The sequence below is a fragment of the Micromonospora sp. NPDC047527 genome, from assembly GCF_040643015.1.
GTDB lineage: Bacteria > Actinomycetota > Actinomycetes > Mycobacteriales > Micromonosporaceae > Micromonospora.
Genome location: NZ_JBEYTK010000005.1, coordinates 336,723 through 355,189, shown reverse-complemented (window position 1 = coordinate 355,189; position 18,467 = coordinate 336,723). Strand labels below are relative to the sequence as shown.

Sequence of the window (18,467 nt, the reverse complement as noted above, 5' to 3'; positions counted from 1 at the left end):
CGACTCGGATGATGATCCTCGGGCTGGTGCGGTGGATGCAGCCCGTGCACGGCTACGACGTGCGCCGTGAGCTGCTGAGCTGGGGTGCCGACAAGTGGGCGAACGTGCAGCCCGGCTCGATCTACCACGCCCTGCGCAAGCTCACCGAGGAGGAGCTGCTGCGGGCCGTTGCGACCGAGCAGGTCGGTGGCCGCCCGGCCCGTACGACCTACGAGGTGACCGCCAAGGGTGAGGACGAGTTCGAGACGCTGCTCCGCAACCTCTGGTGGGGCCTCTCGGAGCCGCTCGACCCGTTCTCGGCGGCGTTCTCCTTCCTGCCCGCGATGCCGCGATCCGAGGCGGCGGCTGCCCTGCGCAACCGGGCCAACCTGCTGCGCGCCAACGCCGCCTCGATGCGTGCCTCGCTCGAGTCGGACTGGATCCGCAACGCCAAGCCGGTGCATGTCAGTTGGATGCTCGAACTCTGGTCCGAGCGCGCCGAGGCGGAGCTGAGCTGGTGCGAGCGAATCGCGGAACGCGTCGAGTCCGGAGTGTCGTACCTGCCTGCTGAGCTGGAGAGCGCGGATGGTTGGTCGGGATGGACGGACGGCGAAGAGCGGCCCGAGCCAAACGCGACATAATCAACGTTGACTACCAGAGTTATATCTCGTTAGCCTGCAGACGGCACAGCGGGGGAGTGCGCCGTCCGGCGTGGTCCCACTCGGCAGCCGGCTCTACCGGCCCGAACGACCAGGAGCAGAGATGATCGAGACCAGGGGGCTGCGGAAGTCGTTCCGCTCCCGCGCGGGTCGAGAGACGAAGACGGTGGACGCCGTACGCGGTGTCGACCTCAAGGTCGCCGAGGGCGAGATCTTCGGCTTCCTCGGCCCCAACGGCGCCGGCAAGACCACCACCCTGCGGATGCTCGCCACCCTCATCGAGCCCGACGGCGGCGACGCCACCATCGCCGGCGCCGACCTGCGCAAATCTCCCGCCGAGGTGCGCCGCCGGATCGGCTACGTCCCGCAGGGTGGCAGCACCTGGGACGAGTCCACCGCCCGCGAGGAGCTGGTGCTGCACGCCCGGATGTACGGCATCAGCAAGGCCGACGCGCAGCAGCGCGCCGCCCGCGCCCTGGCGGCCTTCCAACTGACCGAGTACGCCGACCGCAAGTGCAAGACGTACTCCGGCGGCCAGCGACGGCGGGTGGAGATCGCGCTCGGCATCATCCACGAGCCGAAGGTCGTCTTCCTGGACGAGCCGACCACCGGCCTCGACCCGCAGAGCCGCGCGCACATGTGGGACGAGATCCGGCGGCTGCGCAGCGACGGGATGACCGTCTTCATCACCACGCACTACCTCGACGAGGCCGACGCGCTCTGCGACCGCATCGCGATCATGGACAACGGCGAGGTCGTCGCCGAGGGCACCCCCGCCGAGCTCAAGCGGGAGATCTCCGGCGACGTGGTGCTGGTCGGCCTCGACCTGGCCGCCACCCCGCAGGCCGCCAAGGCGCTCGACGGCGAGCCGTACGTCAACAAGCTGGAGACCGCAGACGAGGGCGGCCTGCGTCTCTACGTCGACGAGGGCGCCACCGTCATCCCGCAGGTGCTGCGCCGACTCGACCACGCCGGGCTGGAGCTGCGCTCGATCGAGCTGCACCGGCCCAGCCTGGACGACGTCTTCCTCACCAAGACCGGCCGCTCGCTGCGCGAGTCCTGACCACCGGAGAGACGACTCATGAAATTCGCCCGTGACACGTGGCTGATCTTCCAGCGCCAGACCCAACTCCTGTTACGCAACCCGGTCTGGGTCTTCGTCGGCGTGTTCCAGCCGGTCATGTACCTGCTGCTCTTCGCCCCGCTGCTCAAGCCGGCACTCAACGCGCCCACCCAGGCCGCCGCCTACAAGATCTTCGTACCCGGTCTGCTGGTGCTGCTGGCCATCTTCGGCGGCCTGTTCCAGGGCTTCGGCCTGATCGCCGAGCTGCGTGCCGGCGTCATCGAACGCTCCCGGGTCACCCCGATCAGCCGGCTCGCCCTGCTGCTCGGCCGTTCGCTACGCGACGTGGTCTCACTTCTCGTGCAGGCGGTCATCATCACCCTGCTGGCGCTCCTGTTCGACCTGCGGGTGTTCCTCGGTGACCTGCTGCTGGCATACCTGATGCTCGCCCTGATCGCGCTCATGACCTCGGCCGTCTCGTACGGCGTCGCGCTCAAGGTCAAGAGTGAGGACGCGCTCGCCCCGCTGATGAACACCGTCGCGCAGCCCGTACTGCTGCTCTCCGGCATCCTGCTGCCGCTGACCTTCGCACCCGGTTGGCTCCAGGGCATCGCCGACTGGAACCCGTTCTCCTGGGCGGTCGATGGCACCCGCGCGCTGTTCGCCGGCGACCTGGGCAGCGACAAGGTCTGGCAGGGCCTCACCATCACCGCCGTACTCGCCGCCCTGGGTGTCTTCTGGGCGGCCCGCCAGTTCGCCCGAAGCGTCCGCTGACGCTCGGTTCTCGGGGTGCCCTCCGTCGTCGGGGCACCCCGATAGCCGTGTGGTGGCGCCCCTCAGTGCACCCGCGCGAGGGTCAGGCCGTCCGCGATCGGCAGCATCACCGGGTCCACCCGTACGTCGGCGAGGACCTCGTCGTTGAAGGCGGCGATGGCCCGGTCGTTGGCGTCCTGCGGGGCGATAACCCGGCCGCCGCGCAGCACATTGTCAACGGCGATCACACCGCCCGGCCGCATCCGGGGCACCAGCTCCGCCCAGTAGACCGGATATCCCGTCTTGTCCGCGTCGATGAACGCGAAGTCCAGGTGACGTTCGTGCGGCAGCTCCCGCAGCCGGTCGCCGGCCGGGCCGATCCGCAGGTCGATCCGGTCCTGCACGCCGGCCCGATCCCAGTAACGCCGGGCGATGCCGGTGAACTCCTCGGAGATGTCGAAGCAGGTCAACCGGCCACCCTCGGGCAACCCGCGGGCGATCGCCAGCGACGACAGCCCGGTGAACGTGCCGACCTCGACCGCCTGCCGTACGTCGAGCAGCCGGGTCAGGAAGGTCAGGAACGCGGCCTGCTCCGGTGCCACCTGCATGGTCGCGTGCTCCGGCAGCACCGACCGGGTCTCCTCGGCCAGGTCGCGGATGATCTCGTCCGGTGGGGCACCGTGCGCGACCAGGTACGTGTGCAGCTCGTCGGTGAGCGGGATCGACTTGGTGGTCATGACCGGACGGTACCGATCGATTCGACCGTCTGACCGCCCGGCGCGACCTTTGTCCACAAGTCGGTGATCTGTAGGCCCAACTCGGCGAGAAGGCGACGCAGCAGGGGCATCGACAGGCCGACCACCGTCCCCGGGTCACCCTCGATCCGCTCCACGAACGGCCCGCCCAACCCGTCGATGGTGAACGCGCCGGCCACCGCCAGCGGCTCCCCGCTGGCCACGTACGCGGTGATCTCGTCGTCGCTGATGTCCGCGAAGTGGACGGTCGTCGAGGCGACCGCCTCCGCGCGCCGTCCGGCCGCGACGTCGATCAGGCAGTGCCCGCTGTGCAGGACGCCGCTACGCCCTCGCATCCGCTGCCACCGCCGGGTGGCGTCCGCCGGATCGGCCGGCTTGCCGAGGATCTCCCCGTCGAACGCGAGCACCGAGTCGCACCCGATCACCAGCGTCCGCTGATCGGCGCCAGGGCTCAGTCGGGTCAACACCGCCTGCGCCTTGAGTCGAGCCAACTCCAGGCACAGATCCTCAGCCCGGTCGGTCACCACCAGCGATTCGTCCACCCCGCTGACCAGCACGTCCGGCTCGATGCCGGCGGCCTGGAGGGACTTACGTCGGGCAGGGCTCGCCGAAGCGAGCACGAGGCGGAGCGGCAGAGATTCAGACACCACCCGACGTTACCGCCTCCCGACTCACCACCGCTGCTCCGCAGCCGCCGTTCCGCAGCCCAGCCCCCATGATCAACTCCATATCGCCGATATCGCGCTATCCCAGGCCCGCGACACCCCCACATCGCCGACCTCGTGTCGATCACCCCTGTCAGGCCCGTCGAACGGTGTTGGTCCACTCGGGATCAATGAAGTCGGGCCATCCCACAGCCCAGGACACCGCGACATCAAGGAACCCGAGGCGATCACTGCGTCAGCGACTGATCCGGGGCGGTGGATCGTCGCCATGACGCCGACGGCGCAGCACCAGCGCCCATCCGACACCGGCGGCCACGATCACGCCGAGAGTGGCCAGGCCACGTACGGTCGCCCCATCGTCATCGCCCGGCCGAGCACCGGCCGTCGTGCTCGCGCCACCCCCGGCCGGAGCGCTCACCGATTCAAACCCCAACGGGGGTACGTCTGCCGTCAGGGCCGCGACGAGGTCGATAACCCCATAGCCGTACTCGTCGTCCCGCCCGGGCGGACCCTTGTCGACGGCTGTAGCCGTGAGTCGGTGCGCCACCTCCTGCGCGGGCAGGTGGGGATACTTCGATCTGATCAAAGCCGCCGCCCCCGCAACAATCGCCGTCGCGTCAGAGGTGCCGGTGCCTTTGCGGTACTTGCCATCGATGCTCGTGCTGTAGATATCGACGGCTGGTGCAACCACATCAATCTCCGGCCCGGCAACTGCGACCGCCGCGTGATTTCCCCTTCTATCAACGCCACCGACGGCGAGGACGCCATCCTCACTTGCTGGATAGCCAACCTCGGAGTCGGCAGGGCGGTTGCCCGCAGCGGCCACCACAACAATATTTGCAGATATCGCCGCCGTGATCGCACGTCTTAGGCTGGGGCTGGGGCTGCCCGCGCTCGAAATGCTGATGATGTCAGCGCCTGAGGAGATTGCATATTCTATTGCCTTTCCCAGGTCGTCTGCTCTGCTGCGGTTGTCGACACCAGACGACATGATCGGCAAGATCTTGGCTTCCGGTGCGATCCCTCGGGCTCCCTGATTGCCGCCTTGGCCGTGCGCGGCGATGAGCCCTGCCATGCCGGTGCCATGGCTATTCTGATCGGCATGGCCATCTCCGCTTCCGCCGCCGATAATGTCGGTGCCCGGAAGAAGGTTTCGCGCCAAGTCGGGATGCGGATAGACGCCGGTGTCAGGTATCGCCACTATGATGCCGTCGCCTCGACTAACGTCCAGCGCCTTATCGGTCTCAAGTGAAACCAAGTGCCACTGATCTGCCCGAATTAAACTAGGATTTTTGCTGGAGGGCGTCACAGTTGTCGAGGCCGCAATTGACATGCTCGACCCGAAGGTCGTCGCGATGCACGTGATTATCGTCAGGGTGGCATGGATTCCTGGCGGGCTCACCGGCCAATACCGATGGCTGGACCCGGGTCTATTGGGCCATCGTCTTCAGGGGGCCGGACAATTGGGTCAACCCCCTGCTCGGTGCTCCAAGGATTGTCCGGATCCCAACGATTTGGCTCCGTTGTGTGTCCGTCACGCCTGCCGGCGCGACCGGTGCCGCCCATCAATCCAGGCTGTCCCAGACCCGGCGCTCCGCCGATCGGAGGCAGTCCGTGTGCGCCGGAAAAGCCTCTTCCTCCTGAGGGGCGGGACCCGGCCCCGCCGGTAGGTGTCGTTCCGGCCCCGCCACCTCCGATTACGCCTCCAATCGGATTAACTCGACGTGGCGAATTGGCGCTCGCGTCGGTGCGGGGGGGTGTGGGTGTGCCTCCGATAAGTCCGCCTGGTGGCATCCCGCGAAGCGGGTCCGCAGACGCAGATCGAGATAACTGATCGGGCCTATTGGAGTTCAGGGCGCCGGTCCAGCCTCCTTGCCCCCGAATCGCTTTGGGTGCAGGAGGTGGAGGTGGATATGCGAGCGTCGGCCCGGACGGCGTAGATGGTGGCGATACGGGTGTCGGCAAAGTCGTGCTTGGCGGATTGGGGCCGATCCCGGTCCCGCCAAGAATGGGGCCGAGTCCGGGCGCCGTTGGCGTTGGTGCAGGGCCTGCGCTACTCGATGCCAGCTTGGCTGGGGTATTACCTTTGGCTGTTGTTGCCGGAATGGGCACCGGAAGGATCGGCGGAATGGTAGGCGCGGACGCAGTGCCGTATGCGTCTGAATTCGAGATGTCTTTGCCGGATTGTCGGGGCGGCGGTGGTGGGGGTTTTTGGAGGGTGGCTTGGGCTTGTTGGAGTTCGCCGCTCAGGTTGAACATCATCGCCCGTGCCTGTGCGTTCAGTCGCTCCAGCTCGACGTCGGTCACCGGTGGCGCGGTGGCCCGATTACCCATGATCGCCTTGGGATCGGCGGCGGTGGCCTCGTACGCCTGCTTCTGTTGGAGCTTGGCCGCGTACTCCTCGTGGATCTTGCGGAGTCGGGCGCGGGTGGTGCCGATGGCCTGGGTTGCGGCGGACAGCGCGGTGTAGTTCGCGGCGGCGGCGTCGTGGGTGTGCCGCACCTTGTCGATCAGTTCGTCGAGTTGGGCGAGGTACGTGCCGGAGGCGGCGCTGGTCTCGGGTGGCCAGGCTTCGGCGAGGCCGCGACGGTATTCCTGGAGGCGGCCGAGGTGGATCTGGGCCAGGTCGCAGACCTTGCGCCAGCCGGCGACCTGCTTCCAGTGGTTGGTGGTGTCGTGGTCCTGCAGGCACGCCCACATGCTGTTGACGTCCATCAGCTGCCAGTTGGTGTGGCCGGAGGTGCGGCCGCCGCCCCGTTCGATCACGGTAGGACCACCGGCCTCTCGCTGGCGGGGCCGGTGGGGTCGGTCAGGGTCGGGGTCCGGCCGCCGGGCAGGACGGTGCCGGGGTCGGCGAGGGCCCGCTGGACGTCGGTCGCGCGGGCGGCGGAGAAGGCGTCGGTGTCGGCGTACTGGGTGGCGACCCGGTTGGCGACGGCGGCGAGGTGGCCGGTGGCGCCTCGGACGGCGTACACCATGTCGGTGGTGGCCTGCTGCGTCTCGTGGTGTGCGTGCAGAAAGGTGACCAGTTCGACGAAGGCGTCGCAGGGGTTGGGCACCTTCGCGGACATGTCGTCGGCGATGTACGACAGGTGGGGCGCGTAGTTGCGTTGGACCTCGGCGGCGAGCCGGTCGGCGAACTCCCGAAGCTGTCGGATATCGGCCTCGATGCCGCCGTACTCGCGTAGCCAGGGCGCTGGCCGGTCCTCCTCGGGGATCATCGATCCTCCCTACCGTCACGGCACCGTTTCCCTGAGTGAGGTTAACGGCTGAAAGCCCCTCTGGCAGCCCTGTCCCGGGGGGTAGGTCAGCGGGGCAGGCCGGCGGTGCGCCACGCGCCGGGTCCGGCGGAGAGCGTCGTGCCGGTCGGTCGTGCGCTGCGTGCCCAGTTGGACGCGGTCGCGCGGGCCGGGGCGGCGGCCGGGCGGGATCGGACGACGATCGCGCCCACCAGGGCGGCCAGTTCCTCGGCGGTTGGCACGCCGCGAACGACCCGGAACAACGGCTCTTCGGCAGACATGCCGCCAGGGTACGCGGCCCGAAGTTACGGGAAGCGCACAGTGGCGTGCCGGCGGTGTGACCGTCGGCGGGTCCGGGTACCGTCTCAGCGATGTCGAACGCGCTTCCCCAACTCGTCGCTGACCGATACCGGCTTCTGTCGCCGCTCGGCCAGGGCGGCATGGGCCGGGTGTGGAAGGCGCGCGACGAGGTGCTGCACCGGGACGTCGCCATCAAGGAGTTGGTGCCGCCGCCCGGCCTCACCGACGAGGAACGCCGCGAGATGCGGGAGCGTTCGCTGCGCGAGGCGCGGGCCATCGCCCGGCTCAACCACATCAACGTGGTACGCATCTTCGACGTGCTGCGCACGGACGGCGACCCGTGGATCGTCATGGAGTACGTGGCGTCGAAGTCGTTGCAGGACACTCTCGCCGAGGACGGGCCTGTCTCGCCGGCCCGCGCGGTCGAGATCGGGCTCGGCGTGCTGGGTGCGCTCAACGCGGCCCACAAGGCGGGCGTCATGCACCGCGACGTCAAGCCCGGCAACGTGCTGCTCGGCGACGACGGCCGGGTGGTGTTGACCGATTTCGGCCTCGCCACCATCCCGGGCGATCCCAACGTCACCCGCACCGGCATGGTGCTCGGTTCGCCGGCGTACATCTCGCCGGAGCGGGCCCGGGAGGGCACCGCCGGGCCGGAGGCCGACCTGTGGTCGCTGGGCGCGACGCTGTACGCGGCGGTCGAGGGCAAGTCGCCGTACGCGCGGCCGTCGGCCATCTCCACGCTGGCTGCCTTGGCCACCGAGCCGATGCCGCCGCCGAAGAACGCCGGCCCGCTCAAGCCGGTGCTCAACGGGCTGCTGCGCAAGGACCCGAACGAGCGGATCACCGCCGAGGTGGCGGAGCGGATGCTGCGCCGCGCCGGTGGTCGGCGTTCGCGCGGCATCTCGCTGCTGGATGGCGTACGCCGGCCGGGGCCGAACGGTCCGCGTGAAGCGCGCCCGCCACACGTGCCGGTGCCGCGACCCGCCGAGGAGACCGCCGACCGATCGGTGCCGCCGCCGCCGCTCGCCGCCGCTGCGTCGCCCGCCGCCGCGACCCCTGCCGCCGATGCCACGCCGACGGCTGTCGTCGCGTCCGGTGCGGACGCCGACCCGACCGCCCTGGTGCCGTCCGAGCCGACCGCGACGATCGACGGTCCGGCCGCGTCCGACGCCGCCCCGACTGCGAAGCTCGCGGCCGCGAGCGACAACACCGGTGACGGTACGACGAACGGCGACGACGAGCCGACGGTCGTGGACGGTCCGCCGGTGGCGCCGGAGCAGCGCAAGCCGTCGACGCCGACGTCGCTGATGCCCCCGGCCAGTCCGGCGGGGCGGGCGGCGGTGCCGCCGCCGGACGGCACGAAGCCGAACAACACCCGACGCAACCTGCTGATCGGGGCCGTGGTGGCCCTGCTGCTGATCGGTCTCGCGGTGATCGTGCCGCAGCTCGGCGGTAAGGACGAGGACACTCCGCAGGCCGAGCCGACCGGGGCTGCCGCGGCGTCCGAGCCGGCGCCGACGTCCGCTCCCGCCGTGCCTCCGCCGACCACGGGCGCGCCCAGTCCGACGCCGTCGGCCACGCCGTCGGTCGACCCGAACGCGCTGCCGGCGGGTTGGAAGCTACACAGGGACCCGACCGGTTTCGCCCTGCCGATACCGGACGGATGGGTGCGCAGCCAGCCCGACGGCAACACGGTCGTCTTCGAGGAGGCCAACGGGCCGGGTGAGCTGCTGGTCCAGTGGACCCCGACGCCGAAGAAGGACGCCTACGCGGACTGGCAGAGCATCGAACCGGACCGCCGGAAGCTCGTGAACAACTATCAGAATCTCGGCATCAAGCGGTGCGACTTCTGGAAGACCTGCGCGGACTGGGAGTGGCTGGAGACCCGCGACGGGCAACGCATCCACGTCCGTAACCGCGGGTTCGTGACGGCCAGCAACCGGGGTTACGCCCTGCGGTGGGAGATCGCGGAGAAGGACTGGCAGGCCAACCTGCCGAACTTCGACCGGATCGCCACGGGCTTCGTGCCCGACCGCAAGGACTGACCTACGGGATTCGCGCCAGGCGAAATGGTTTCGCATGACCTTGCGTCGTTCGGGGTATCTGACCTCCGACGACGGAAGGAGGTGCGACATGGGTTACCGACGGAGGGACGCTCGGCCCCGGCTGGCACTGTGGATGCTCGTCGCGCTCGGCGATGTGGTCCTGCTGCTGGTCAGCGTGGGAATGCCGGCGGTCGTCGCCCTGCTCAGCGTCGCGACCGTGGCCGTCTGCGGGGTGGCCGCCTGGCGGTTGAGCCGGCGGCCAGCCCTGGCCCGTGAGGACGCTCCGGTGGTGGCGCCGGCGATGAGCCGGCGGCGAGCCTGACCCCGTACCTGCGAAATGGCGGCAGCAGGACCGATTGTCGACCGTACGGTGACAGCCGATCCCGCTGCCGCCAACCGCCTCCCCCAGGAAAGTCAGGCGGGGTGGCCGGGTCAGGCCGTGTTGTTGGCCAACGCGATCAGCCGGCTCCGGTCCCCGTTCCAGTAGTTGCGGTCCACGTTGCCGCTGATCCCGGAGACGGCGCCGGTGCTGGTGTACTGCCAGAAGCTCCACACCGGTGCGCCGGCCGGAAGCGTGCCCGGTGCGCTCGCCCAGCGGGCCAGCCACAGCGGGTGGTTGGCCCACGGGCCGGTCCAACTGCCGGTGCACTGGTTCCACCAGCTCGTGGTGGTGTAGATGACCGCGTACCGGCCGGTGCGGGAGCGGTAGGTGTTCAGGAAGTCCTGCACCCAGTTGCGCATCGCGGTCGTGCTGAGGCCGTAGCAGTAGCCGCCGCTGTACGGGTTGCCCTCGATGTCCAGCGCCGCCGGCAGGGTGCGGCTGTCCGCCGACCACGCGCCGCCGTTGGAGGCCAGGTAGTTGGCCTGGGTCGAGCCGGCGGAGATGTTCGGGCGGGCGAAGTGGTACGCGCCGCGGATCACCCCGGCGTTGTACGCGTTGACGTAGTTCGCGTTGAAGTTCGGGTCCTTGTAGCTGGTGCCCTCGGTCGCCTTGATGAAGGCGAACTGGATGCCGGCGTTGCGGACGCTTGTCCAGTTGATGGAGCCCTGGTAGCGGGACACGTCGATGCCGGGCGTGGTTGCCGCGGCCGCCGGTCCGGCGGTCGCGACCAGGGCCGCCGCCGCGGTGGCGAGGACGGTGAGGCCGGCCGCGAGCACGCGGCGCAGCGGTGATCTGGTACGGGCCATGAGTGCCTCCAAGGACGGTCTATTGACGCCCATCTTTGGAGTTAAATGCCCTAGATCACAAGACCTATAGAAAGAAACTTTCATCGACGGGTGTCGGTGGCCCCCGGAAACTGCGGTGGGACGGATCAGCGCAGAGCGGCCGGGTCGAGCTGCCAGCGGAACGGCTCCACGAGGGTCAGCGTCTCGCCGGGCTTGGCCACCTGGTCCTCGACATAGTGCTCGCCGTCCAGCCGGTACAGCCGCAGCGAGTGACCGTCGCCGTCCTGCTCGACCAGCAGGTACCACGGGATTCGCGCGATGGCGTAGAGCTGCATCTTGACCAGCCGGTCCGCGGCGGCGTTACCCGGCGAGACGATCTCGCAGACCAGCGCCACCTCAGCGGCCTCCACCACCGTGCCCTCGTCGTCGGTGTCCGCGACGACCACGTCCGGGATGGCGATCCGGTCCACCCCGAGTCGTACGTTGACCGCCTCGAAGACGAGGAGGTTGTCTGTTGCGACCTCGATGTGGTTGGCCAGACGGCGCGACACCAACTGGTGCCGCTTGCTTGGAGCAGGGCTCACGATCAGGCTCCCGTCGAGCAGCTCGATCCGGTCCGCGGTCTCCCCGAGGGCGAAGTAATCGTCCTCGGTCCACAACCCGACATGTGGTTCAAGGGGTGCCGCGCTCATCGGCGTCCGCCTTCCGCTTCGGAACTCACCTGCTCAGTCTCACAGGATACGAGCCGGTGCCTCGGAAGCGACACGGAAGCCGCCGGTAGGCTCGCGCCCCATGATGTCGATCGACGGGCTGGGCGACCTGTGGGACACGCTGTTCGGCGCACAGCCGGACCCGCCCCCACTGCTGGTGCTGATCACCGCCGCCGTCGCGCTGGTGGTGGTGTCCACCCGGCTGCCGTGGCGGATCGCCCGCAACGCGATCACCATCGCGCACGAGGGCGGGCACGCGCTGGTCGCCCTGCTCACCGGCCGTAAGTTGCGCGGTATCCGGTTGCACTCGGACACCTCGGGTCTGACGCTCTCCGCCGGCCGACCCACCGGACCGGGCATGATCCTCACCCTGCTCGCCGGTTACGTCGCCCCACCGCTGGTGGGGCTGGCCGGCGCCTGGCTGCTCGGCGGCAACCGGATCACCCTGCTGCTCTGGGTCGCGGTGGTTCTGCTGCTCGCCATGCTGATCATGATCCGCAACGTCTTCGGGGTGGTGTCGCTGCTGGTCACCGGCGCACTGGTGCTCGCCGTCTCGTGGTACGCCACGCCGCAGGTACAGGCCGCGTTCGCGTACGCCGGGGTGTGGTTCCTGCTGCTCGGCGGGCTGCGGCCGGTGGTCGAGCTGCAACGGCTGCGCTCGCGTGGCCGGATGCCCGCCTCCGACGCCGACCAACTCGCCGGGCTGACCCCGTTCCCGGCGTTCTTCTGGGTGGTCCTCTTCGCCCTGGTCAACCTGGCCGCCCTGGTCACGGGCGCGCTCCTGCTGGCCGGCCCGATCCTCACCGACGCCGGCCTGACCATCTGACCCCATCCGCCGGAAGGGCGCGGGGCCGCCCGGCGGGCAGAGGGAGGCCGGCCCTGGCCAAGATGAGCGGGTTACCGGGGCAACCGAGGGGCCGTCCCGGCGCGTGTTCCCTGCGACCGACACGGGGAGGTAGCGGGTGCCGGACGTCGACGGGTTCGACGAGTTCTACCGCGGGAGCCGGCAGCGGCTGCTCGGTTTCGTCTACGCGCTGACCGGCGATCGGGTCGAGGCGCAGGACGCCGTGCAGGAGGCGTACATCCGGGCCTGGCAGCGCTGGTCGACGGTCAGTCGATACGACGACCCCGAGGCGTGGGTACGGGTGGTGGCCAGCCGGATCGCGGTCAGCCGGTGGCGCAGCCTGCGCAGTCGCGCCCGCGCGTACCTGCGGCACGGTGCCGTCGAAGCCGTCCCCGGGCCGGGCACCGACACCGTCGAGGTGGTCGCCGCGCTGCGTCGGCTGCCCGAGGAGCAACGCACCGCCATCGCCCTGTACTACCTGGTCGGCATGCCCGTCGCCGACGTGGCCCGGGAGACCGAGGCCCCGGTGGGCACGGTCAAGGCCCGTCTCTCCCGGGGGCGCGCCGCGCTCGCCGGTCTGCTCGCCGTCTCTGACCTGGAGGAGGCAACCGATGCGTGACGACCCGACATTCGTCGAACGGGTCCACCGGGACCTGAGCGACGTGCGGTGGCCGGAGCCGCAGGAGATCCGGGCCAGGGCCCGGCGACGCAGCAGGCGTACGGCCGCGCTGGCGGCGGTCGCGGTGCTCGCGGCGGTGACCGGTCCGGCGTACGCCCTGACGGAGCGAGCGGCGACTCCGCCCGAGACGGCTGTGCCGAAACCAGTCGGGACCATGGCCACCGCGGACATCCCGCAGGAGTCGCTGCTGACGCCGAGCGAGGTCCCCGTCGTTACCGGCGTGCAGCTGGGCGATGCCGGCCTCGGTGAGCTCGTACGGTTGGACCCGGTGCTGCAGAGGTGCGGTGACGACCGTGGCCTGCCGGAGGTGCGCGCGTACTCCCGCTACTCGCGGTCGCAGACCCTCCTGTCGCCGACGAGGGACGGCGGCGGGCCGGTGCGGGCCGAGCTCAGCCAGGACGTCTACCGGCTCGATCCGGGGGCGAGTGGGCAGCTCTTCGCCCAGCTGAGAAGCCTGCTGAACGCCTGCCGCGAGTGGCGGTACTCCGGGTCCATCGTGGTCGACGGCGAGACGACGTCGGCCGAGATCGCGCACGCCTGGGAGATGGCGGCGAGCGATTTCGCCGGCGACGACTCGATTCTGGTGCGACACGTGCCGTACGCCCCGCTCGGCCCGCCCGCCGGGATCAAGCTCCGGCCCACCGGACGGGTCGACATGACCCTCGTGGTCCGGGTGGGTGACCTGGTCACGGTGCTGGTGCCCGGCTCCGACCTGACCCTCAGCGACGCGGAATTCGAGGCGCTCGGCCGAGCGGCGGCCCAGCGAATGTGCGCCGCCGCCATCCCCTCCTGCTGACCGCGAGCCGGCCCGGGGCACGGTCAGAGGGGGATGTTGCCGTGCTTCTTCGGCGGGAGGGTCTCGCGCTTGGTGCGCAGGACGCGCAGCGCCCGGACGATCTGCGTGCGCGTCTCGTGCGGCGGGATCACCGCGTCGATGTACCCGCGCTCGGCGGCCACGTACGGGTTGGCCAGCGTGTCCTCGTACTCGGCGATCTTCTCGGCCCGGACCGCCGCCGGGTCATCGGCGCCGGCCAGGTCCGAGCGGTACAGGATGTTCACCGCGCCCTGTGCGCCCATCACCGCGATCTGCGCGGTCGGCCAGGCGAAGTTCAGGTCCGCGCCGAGGTGCTTGGAGCCCATCACGTCGTACGCCCCGCCGTACGCCTTGCGGATGATCACGGTGACCTTGGGAACGGTCGCCTCGGCGTACGCGTAGATGAGCTTGGCGCCCCGGCGGATGATGCCGTCCCACTCCTGGCCGGTGCCGGGCAGGAAACCGGGCACGTCCACAAAGGTCAGCACCGGGATGTTGAACGCGTCGCAGGTGCGGACGAACCGGGCGGCCTTCTCGGAGGCGGCGATGTCCAGGGTGCCGGCGAAGTGCATCGGCTGGTTGGCCACCACGCCCACGGGCCGCCCCTCGACGCGCCCGTAGCCGACCACGATGTTCTGCGCGTAGAGCGGCTGGACCTCCAGGAACTCCCCGTCGTCGAGGACGTGCTCGATCACCGTCTGGATGTCGTACGGCTGGTTGGCCGAGTCCGGGATGAGCGTGTCCAGTTCGCGGTCCTCGTCGCTGATCTCCAGCTCGGCGGGGCTCTCGACGACCACCGGCTCGTCGAGGTTGTTCGACGGCAGGTACGACAGCAGGGCCTTGACGTAGTCGACCGCGTCCTCCTCGTCGGTGGCGAGGTAGTGCGCGTTGCCGCTGCGCGAGTTGTGGGTGCGAGCCCCACCCAGCTCCTCCATGCCGACGTCCTCGCCGGTCACCGTCTTGATCACGTCCGGGCCGGTGATGAACATGTGCGAGGTCTGGTCGACCATCACGGTGAAGTCGGTGACCGCGGGAGAGTAGACCGCACCGCCGGCGCAGGGCCCCATCACCAACGAGATCTGCGGGATGACGCCGGAGGCCCGGACGTTGCGGAAGAAGATCTCACCGTAGAGGCCGAGCGAGACCACGCCCTCCTGGATGCGCGCCCCACCGGAGTCGTTGATGCCGACCACCGGGCAGCCGATCTTCATGGCGAGGTCCATCACCTTGACGATCTTCTCGCCGAAGACTTCGCCGAGCGAGCCACCGAAGACCGTGAAGTCCTGGGCGAAGACGCACACCTGCCGGCCGTCGACCGTGCCGTAGCCGGTGACCACCCCGTCGCCGTACGGGCGGTTCTTCTCCAGCCCGAAGGCGGTGGACCGGTGCCGGGCCAGCTCGTCCAGCTCGACGAACGAGCCCTCGTCGAGCAGCATCTCGATCCGCTCGCGGGCGGTCTTCTTACCGCGTGCGTGCTGCTTCTCGACCGCGCGAGCCGAACCGGCGTGCACCGCCTCGTCGACCCTGCGCTCCAGGTCCGCCAGCTTGCCCGCAGTGCTGTGGATGTTGGTCCCGGTCTCGGTAGTCACCCAGGGAATATAACGATGGTTAAGGCCTTTGCGGCTGTGCAGTACGCCTCACTGCCGGGTTGGCCACCGCCGTAGGCTGGCGGGATGCCGGGCTCCCCGTACACCGATCTGGACCGACCGCCGCTGTCGGCGGCCCGCCTGCGGCGCGCACTGGTCGCCCCGCACGGTCCGTGGGCCCGGCTGGAACTGCGCACCGAGACGGGCTCCACCAACGCGGACGTGGCCGAGGCGGCGGCGGCCGGCGAGCCGGAGGGCTTGGTCGTGGTCGCCGAGCGGCAGACCGCCGGGCGCGGTCGGCGCGGCCGGATCTGGCAGTCCCCGGCGCGGGCCGGGATCGCCACCAGCGTGCTGCTGCGGCCCGGAGACGCCGTGCCGGAGCGTGGGTGGCCGGCGGTGCCCACCACGGGGTACGGGTGGCTGCCGCTGCTGGCCGGCGTAGCGCTGGTCGAGGCGGTGGCCCGGCTGGCCGAGCTGGAGGCCGTCCTGAAGTGGCCCAACGACCTGCTGATCAATGACGCGAAGTGCGCCGGGGTGCTGGCCGAGGCGGTGCCGGGGCGTTCGCCGGCCCAGCCGCCGGCCATCGTGCTCGGCATCGGCCTCAACGTGACGCTGCGCGCCGACGAGCTGCCGGTGAACCCGACCGGATTGCCGGCGACCTCGCTGCAACTGTCCGGCGCGGCGGCCACCGACCGGGACCCGCTGCTGCGGGCCCTGCTGCGCTCCCTCGCCGACTGGTACGACCGCTGGCGATCCTCCGGCGGGGACGCCGTGGCCAGCGGCCTGCGCGACGCCTACGTGGCGGCCTGCTCCACGGTCGGCCGCGAGGTGCGCGTCCTGCTCCCCAACGGCGACGAGTTGACCGGCACCGCGACCGGGGTGGACCCCACTGGCCAGCTCCTGATAACCACCTCAACCGGCGACCGCGCCCTGGCCGCCGGCGACGTCCTCCACCTGCGCTAACCCCACCTCCGCGATCTTGCAGTTCCGGTCGCCGTCCTGCGGCTTTCGCCCGTTCCGCCCGGGCAGCAACTGCAAGATCGCGAAGACTCGGGGTGGGCCGCGTGGCGGATGTTGTGGTGAGCCTTGGGGGGTTTACGGTCTGCGCGTCAGTAAAAGGCGTTGGAGGTTCCCGTGGCGTTTCCTGAAGACGTGCTCACCGAGGACGAGCATGTCGTGCTGCACCTGCACCCGCACTGGAAGGCGTTGATCCGGCCGATCGCGGTGCTGGTGCTGGCCATCGCCGCGGTGGTGGTCGGTGTGCTCCGGCTGCCCCAGAGCGGTGGTGGTTCGATCGCGCTGGCCGTGATCGGTGCGATCGCACTGGTCGCGGTGCTCTGGCTCGGGCTGTGGCCGTTCCTGGTCTGGCGCACCACGCACTACCTGTTCACCAACGAGCGGGTGCTGTTGCAGCACGGTGTCTTTTCCCGCGATCGGCGGGACCTCCCGCTCACCCGGGTCAACGACCACTCGATGAGCCAGCGCTTCATCGAGCGCCTGGTCGGTTGCGGCACGCTCACCATCGAGTCCGCCGGCGAGCGCGGCCAGTCGGTGCTCGTCGACGTGCCCGGGGTCAGCCGGGTGCAGACCACCCTGTACGAGCTGATCGAGGCGCAGCACGACAAGCACTCGCTGGGTGACGGCGAGATGCGCGACATCCTCGCCGACATGCGCGAGGGCAAGCCGCTGCGCGACCCCACCAGCTGATCCCGACCGCCCCGGCCATCGTGCCGGGGCGGGTCGGTCAGTGGGGCAGGTCCGCCCCGGACCGGTCGGCGTCGGAGCCTTCGACCTGCGCCGGGCCGGCCTCGTGGGTTCCGGCCCCGGACCGCGCGACAGGCACCGGTCCGTTTTCGGGCTGTTCGGCCGCGCGGGGTCCGTTTTCGGGCCGTGCGACAGGCGCCGGTCCGGATTCGGGGCGTTCGGCCTCGGGCGTGGCCTCGGCCGGGCGCAGGGCGAACCAGCCACGGAAGCGGGTCCGCAGCACCTCCTGCTCCGGCCGGTCGTCCGGGCCGAGGCGGAGCATGGTGCCGGTGAGGCTGACGGTGCCGAGCCCTGGGCGGGCCGTCGACGGCCGGGCGCCCATCACATCCACCCGGACGGCGAGACGGTCCCCGGCGCGTACCGGGGCGAGCCACCGCAGCTCCTCCAGGCCGGGGGAGGCGTCGGCCGCCGCGCGGGACAGCAGGTGATCGACGTACGCCCGCATGAACAGGCTGACCGTGTAGAAGCCGCTGGCGATCATCCCGCCGTGCCGGCTCGCCCCGGCCAGCTCCGGGTCGACGTGGTACCACTGCGGGTCGAAGCGACGGGCGAAGGCCACCATCTCGTCGCCGTCCACGGTCACCACACCGAGATCGACGGTGAGCCCCGGAACGAGGTCCTCGAAGAACAGCTCGGCGGGCGCCCCGGTGCCGGAGCGGGTGTGGGGAGTGGTCACCGGCGGGGCGCGCGGCGGGTGCCGGCGTGCAGATCCGCGGCGAGTTCCGCGGACAGGTCTGCGGGGAGGCTCGCGGTCATCGGTGTGTGCCGTCCCTGGGTGGGAGTGGCGCCGTTCGGGCCGGGTGCGGCCTCCGGGCGGTCACTGGACTGCGCCTCTTCCAGCTCGGAGACGGATTCGGCCAGTTCGGCGACCGGGTCCATCTCGGCCATCGTGTCCCACTCGTCGCGCGGGATGCTGTGCCAGGTGGGTGCGGTCTTCTCGTCGGCCTCGGCCGGTGCGATGGGCTGGAAGACGAAGGTCCGGTACGACCAGAAGCGGAACAGCGTGGCCAGCAGGACACCGACGGTCTTGGCCAGATTCAGCGCCAGCAGGCTGTTCATGCCGAGGCCGTACTTGGCGGCAGCCAGCACCCCCAGCTCGATGAGCAGGCCTGTCGCGTTGAACAGGAAGAACAGGACGTACTCCCGCCGAAGCGCAGATTTCGGGCGATCCCGGTACGTCCAATGGCGATTCATCAGATATGACGTGATCGTCGCCACGATGGTCGCGATCACGGTCGCCTTCAGCTGACCGTCGGCAAAGACGGTAAGTGCAAGGGCATTGAACACCGCGTAATTGATGACAGTGTTGATGCCACCGACGATGCCGAATTTGAGCGCCTCGTTGATGAACTTCTGCCAGCGCTCAGGCAGCAGACGGACAAGACGCATGCGAAACACCTTAGGGCAGTCGGTGAAGCCGGCGGTCACCGGCCGGACGAGGT

The 18,467-nt window shown here is 69.9% G+C and carries 21 protein-coding genes; 10 read left to right on the top strand and 11 right to left on the bottom strand.

All coding sequences use genetic code 11. From position 1 onward, the window contains the following. The first annotated feature begins 8 nt into the window (after positions 1–8). The 3 genes from ABZ808_RS21335 (at position 9) to ABZ808_RS21325 (ending at position 2,475) form a co-directional block, all read left to right on the top strand. Positions 9–620, top strand: coding sequence for a PadR family transcriptional regulator (locus ABZ808_RS21335; RefSeq protein WP_357009567.1), 612 nt, complete (start codon positions 9–11; stop codon positions 618–620). Positions 621–741: 121 nt separating this feature from the next. After that, positions 742–1,701, top strand: coding sequence for an ATP-binding cassette domain-containing protein (locus ABZ808_RS21330; RefSeq protein ID WP_357009119.1), 960 nt, complete (start codon positions 742–744; stop codon positions 1,699–1,701). Positions 1,702–1,719: 18 nt separating this feature from the next. Continuing rightward, a complete protein-coding gene (locus ABZ808_RS21325) occupies positions 1,720–2,475 on the top strand; it encodes an ABC transporter permease (protein ID WP_357009116.1) in 756 nt (251 codons plus the stop codon). A 62-nt stretch (positions 2,476–2,537) separates the two neighbouring features. Here the strand turns inward: ABZ808_RS21325 and ABZ808_RS21320 are convergent, their stop codons facing one another. The 6 genes from ABZ808_RS21320 to ABZ808_RS21295 form a co-directional block, all read right to left on the bottom strand. Further along, positions 2,538–3,191, bottom strand: a complete 654-nt coding sequence (locus ABZ808_RS21320) for an O-methyltransferase (RefSeq protein WP_357009112.1) — start codon at positions 3,189–3,191, stop codon at positions 2,538–2,540. Then, positions 3,188–3,856 (bottom strand): Maf family protein, encoded by a 669-nt coding sequence (locus ABZ808_RS21315; RefSeq protein ID WP_357009110.1) that lies wholly within the window; start codon positions 3,854–3,856, stop codon positions 3,188–3,190. Before ABZ808_RS21315 ends, ABZ808_RS21320 begins: the two co-directional genes overlap by 4 nt. Positions 3,857–4,109: 253 nt before the next feature. Beyond that, positions 4,110–5,132 carry a S8 family serine peptidase gene (locus ABZ808_RS21310; protein WP_357009108.1) on the bottom strand — a complete coding sequence of 341 codons (1,023 nt, stop codon included), beginning with the start codon at positions 5,130–5,132 and terminating at the stop codon, positions 4,110–4,112. A 140-nt stretch (positions 5,133–5,272) separates the two neighbouring features. Then, on the bottom strand, positions 5,273–6,640 hold the full coding sequence (locus ABZ808_RS21305) for a hypothetical protein (protein ID WP_357009106.1): 1,368 nt from the start codon (positions 6,638–6,640) through the stop codon (positions 5,273–5,275). Continuing rightward, positions 6,637–7,095: a hypothetical protein gene (locus ABZ808_RS21300; RefSeq protein ID WP_357009104.1), complete on the bottom strand. Its 459-nt coding sequence runs from the start codon at positions 7,093–7,095 to the stop codon at positions 6,637–6,639. Before ABZ808_RS21300 ends, ABZ808_RS21305 begins: the two co-directional genes overlap by 4 nt. A gap of 86 nt (positions 7,096–7,181) precedes the next feature. Beyond that, positions 7,182–7,394, bottom strand: coding sequence for an acyl-CoA carboxylase subunit epsilon (locus tag ABZ808_RS21295; RefSeq protein WP_357009101.1), 213 nt, complete (start codon positions 7,392–7,394; stop codon positions 7,182–7,184). A 90-nt stretch (positions 7,395–7,484) separates the two neighbouring features. On the opposite strand from ABZ808_RS21295, the gene ABZ808_RS21290 reads away from it, so the two are divergent. Together ABZ808_RS21290 and ABZ808_RS21285 are read left to right on the top strand one after the other, a co-directional pair. Then, complete coding sequence (locus tag ABZ808_RS21290; RefSeq protein WP_357009098.1) at positions 7,485–9,461, top strand: protein kinase; 1,977 nt, start codon at positions 7,485–7,487, stop codon at positions 9,459–9,461. Positions 9,462–9,549: 88 nt separating this feature from the next. Then, positions 9,550–9,783: a hypothetical protein gene (locus tag ABZ808_RS21285; RefSeq protein WP_357009096.1), complete on the top strand. Its 234-nt coding sequence runs from the start codon at positions 9,550–9,552 to the stop codon at positions 9,781–9,783. A 110-nt stretch (positions 9,784–9,893) separates the two neighbouring features. Here ABZ808_RS21285 and ABZ808_RS21280 read toward each other — a convergent pair whose 3' ends face one another. Then, positions 9,894–10,649 (bottom strand): GH25 family lysozyme, encoded by a 756-nt coding sequence (locus ABZ808_RS21280; protein WP_357009094.1) that lies wholly within the window; start codon positions 10,647–10,649, stop codon positions 9,894–9,896. Positions 10,650–10,774: 125 nt separating this feature from the next. Next, on the bottom strand, positions 10,775–11,320 hold the full coding sequence (locus ABZ808_RS21275; protein WP_357009091.1) for a Uma2 family endonuclease: 546 nt from the start codon (positions 11,318–11,320) through the stop codon (positions 10,775–10,777). Positions 11,321–11,420: 100 nt separating this feature from the next. Here ABZ808_RS21275 and ABZ808_RS21270 point away from each other — a divergent pair, with 100 nt between their 5' ends. From ABZ808_RS21270 to ABZ808_RS21260, 3 genes are all read left to right on the top strand, one after another. Further along, on the top strand, positions 11,421–12,164 hold the full coding sequence (locus ABZ808_RS21270; protein ID WP_357009089.1) for a M50 family metallopeptidase: 744 nt from the start codon (positions 11,421–11,423) through the stop codon (positions 12,162–12,164). A 136-nt stretch (positions 12,165–12,300) separates the two neighbouring features. Next, entirely contained in the window at positions 12,301–12,801 is a 501-nt protein-coding gene (locus tag ABZ808_RS21265; RefSeq protein ID WP_357009087.1) for a SigE family RNA polymerase sigma factor, read from the top strand. Then, positions 12,794–13,657: a hypothetical protein gene (locus ABZ808_RS21260; RefSeq protein ID WP_357009085.1), complete on the top strand. Its 864-nt coding sequence runs from the start codon at positions 12,794–12,796 to the stop codon at positions 13,655–13,657. Before ABZ808_RS21265 ends, ABZ808_RS21260 begins: the two co-directional genes overlap by 8 nt. 23 nt (positions 13,658–13,680) lie before the next feature. Here the strand turns inward: ABZ808_RS21260 and ABZ808_RS21255 are convergent, their stop codons facing one another. Then, complete coding sequence (locus ABZ808_RS21255) at positions 13,681–15,264, bottom strand: acyl-CoA carboxylase subunit beta (protein ID WP_357009082.1); 1,584 nt, start codon at positions 15,262–15,264, stop codon at positions 13,681–13,683. A gap of 84 nt (positions 15,265–15,348) precedes the next feature. Between ABZ808_RS21255 and ABZ808_RS21250 the strand changes: the two genes are divergently transcribed. Continuing rightward, positions 15,349–16,224: a biotin--[acetyl-CoA-carboxylase] ligase gene (locus ABZ808_RS21250; RefSeq protein ID WP_357009079.1), complete on the top strand. Its 876-nt coding sequence runs from the start codon at positions 15,349–15,351 to the stop codon at positions 16,222–16,224. 171 nt (positions 16,225–16,395) lie between these two features. Beyond that, the gene (locus tag ABZ808_RS21245; protein ID WP_357009076.1) at positions 16,396–16,968 is read left to right on the top strand and encodes a PH domain-containing protein; all 573 of its coding nucleotides are present in this window, start codon (positions 16,396–16,398) and stop codon (positions 16,966–16,968) included. Between the two features lie 37 nt (positions 16,969–17,005). On the opposite strand, the gene ABZ808_RS21240 is transcribed toward ABZ808_RS21245, so the two are convergent. Both ABZ808_RS21240 and ABZ808_RS21235 read right to left on the bottom strand, forming a co-directional pair. Next, positions 17,006–17,701 carry a MaoC/PaaZ C-terminal domain-containing protein gene (locus ABZ808_RS21240; protein WP_357009073.1) on the bottom strand — a complete coding sequence of 232 codons (696 nt, stop codon included), beginning with the start codon at positions 17,699–17,701 and terminating at the stop codon, positions 17,006–17,008. Beyond that, on the bottom strand, positions 17,698–18,414 hold the full coding sequence (locus ABZ808_RS21235) for a GtrA family protein (RefSeq protein WP_357009564.1): 717 nt from the start codon (positions 18,412–18,414) through the stop codon (positions 17,698–17,700). The genes ABZ808_RS21240 and ABZ808_RS21235 overlap by 4 nt, the downstream gene beginning before the upstream one ends. Between the last annotated feature and the right edge of the window lie 53 nt (positions 18,415–18,467).